The organism is Acaricomes phytoseiuli DSM 14247, from assembly GCF_000376245.1.
Lineage (GTDB): Bacteria > Actinomycetota > Actinomycetes > Actinomycetales > Micrococcaceae > Renibacterium > Renibacterium phytoseiuli.
In genome coordinates, this window is the sequence record NZ_AQXM01000006.1 from 1 (window position 1) to 1830 (window position 1830).

Below are 1830 nucleotides of genomic sequence, written 5' to 3' on the forward strand. Positions count from 1 at the left end.
CCAGCCTCGGCCGACTGACCCCCGTCGAATACGAGATGATCATGACACCAACCGCCACCAAGGCGGCCTAACCGAGACTGTCACCTATCCGTGCAACAGACCCAATAGGGCCGAGCTACTAGGGGCGGCCTTCATCAGATCGACATGGAATAGAAAGGACCTTCCCCTAGCCTTCCCAAAACCCCCTCCTTATGTATATCCTGTGAGTACGCATAGATAGCGCGTGGTCCGAGAACGATGACTTAGGAGGCATGCAATTGAATTTTACTAAAGCACCTACTGCGTTGGTGACAGCTGTGATATTTAGCGGTGCTTTGATGACAGGTCCGGCTGGGGCGTATGCAGTATCGTCGGCTCCTGAGGTCAGCAAGGAGCGCTTCGAGGCGACACTGACCGGCACGGATCTAGAAAATTGGCTTAATCTCACCAGCGATAAGCAAGACGCGATTATCAAAACGGTCAATGATCCGAGAATGACCCTTGACCTAAGCCCAGAGGAGGCGAAAGAGATTTCGCCGGATCTGAAGGTAGAAAAGGTTGAGGGAGTTACGGCAGCGTCTTCCGCTGAAGGGTATGCTCCTCTGGTGCGAGGTGATGCGCGCGTGCAGGGTGTCTACTACGAGATGAATTTCTCACAATTAGGTGTGCCTACCGGATCGGCCCGTATTGACTACACTTACGTTGCCACCCCCAGCGAAGTCCTGGTCGGGCTTTCCTGCGAAGCATCGTACACTGGCACTATTCCGGACGAGAGAGTCGAAGTTAAAACAGCTAACTGGATCGATAGAGGGCAGGGAACTTGCGCCGCTAGTTGGGCTATTTTAAATGAAGATACAAAGGATTTTGATGTCTATGACCAAGGCGTGACAGCGAACGCGCTAGGTATTGTAGAGACTTGGGGACCTGACCATATTTATCCGCTCCGACAAGACTGATCACCATCGCCTGAAAGGTACAAAAGTTCATATACGTAGCAGCTGAGGGTTTCACCAGGCGATAGAATCCTCAAATTCTTTTCTATAGAAATTGAATTGTCCGGGGGTTAGGTTTCTAGGTTTTGCGAGGGTGTTGGGTAATGTTGAGGGTTTGGGTGGCATCCTTCCCGTGGTGATTGATCACCACTGGAAGGATGCCACCATGCCTAAGTCGTTCCCCAAGGAGTTCCGGGGCTACGTCGTCGCGATCGCACTCAAGACAGAGTCCTTGCTCGCGCAGATCGCGAAGGACTTCGGGATCTGCGAGTCTGTCATGCGTGCAGCTATAGGTCAAGATCGCCGAAGTCGACGGTGGTTGATGGTCCGGTATCAGCTCGAGCGAAGCGGTCGAGAACCGTGAGCTGCGCAAGCGGGTGAAGCTGCTCAAGCAGGAGGTCGAGATCCTCCGGCGGGTGGCGTGTTTGTCGCAAGCGAATCTTTCAGGCCTAAAAGGCTTTACCCGCTCGTGAGTGAACTCGCCGCCAACGATATCCTCGTCGCGGTGACGTGTCGGATGCTGAAGTTCGCGAGACAGCGCTGCTGCCGTTGGCTGCGGGATCCTGTCTCGTCACGGGACTAGGACAATACGCACCTGATCAACGACGGCGATCGATGTGCATACCGACGATCCCGCGTTCGGATACCGGTTCATCACCTTCGAGCTTTGAATCGCCCCGGTGTGTCCGGAGACTTTTCCGTTTGAGAGGATCAGGGCATGGCAGGGAATACAACGACGCGGTATCCGCAGGAGCTGAAGGATCGTGCTGTTCGGATGGCGGCGGAGATGGAGGACGCATTTTCGGAGTGGGCGGCGATGCAAAAAGTTGCTGGGCTTTTAGGGGTCGCTACCCCGGAG

Annotated in this window: 2 protein-coding genes; both read left to right on the plus strand. The window is 54.5% G+C overall.

Features of this window, described 5'->3' with window-relative positions; all coding sequences use genetic code 11:
* Positions 1-251: 251 nt before the first annotated feature.
* Positions 252-935 carry a hypothetical protein gene (locus C501_RS0100060; protein ID WP_018133604.1) on the plus strand — a complete coding sequence of 228 codons (684 nt, stop codon included), beginning with the start codon at positions 252-254 and terminating at the stop codon, positions 933-935.
* Positions 936-1137: 202 nt separating this feature from the next.
* On the plus strand, positions 1138-1335 hold the full coding sequence (locus C501_RS11830) for a hypothetical protein (protein ID WP_156807529.1): 198 nt from the start codon (positions 1138-1140) through the stop codon (positions 1333-1335).
* Positions 1336-1830 lie beyond the last annotated feature (495 nt).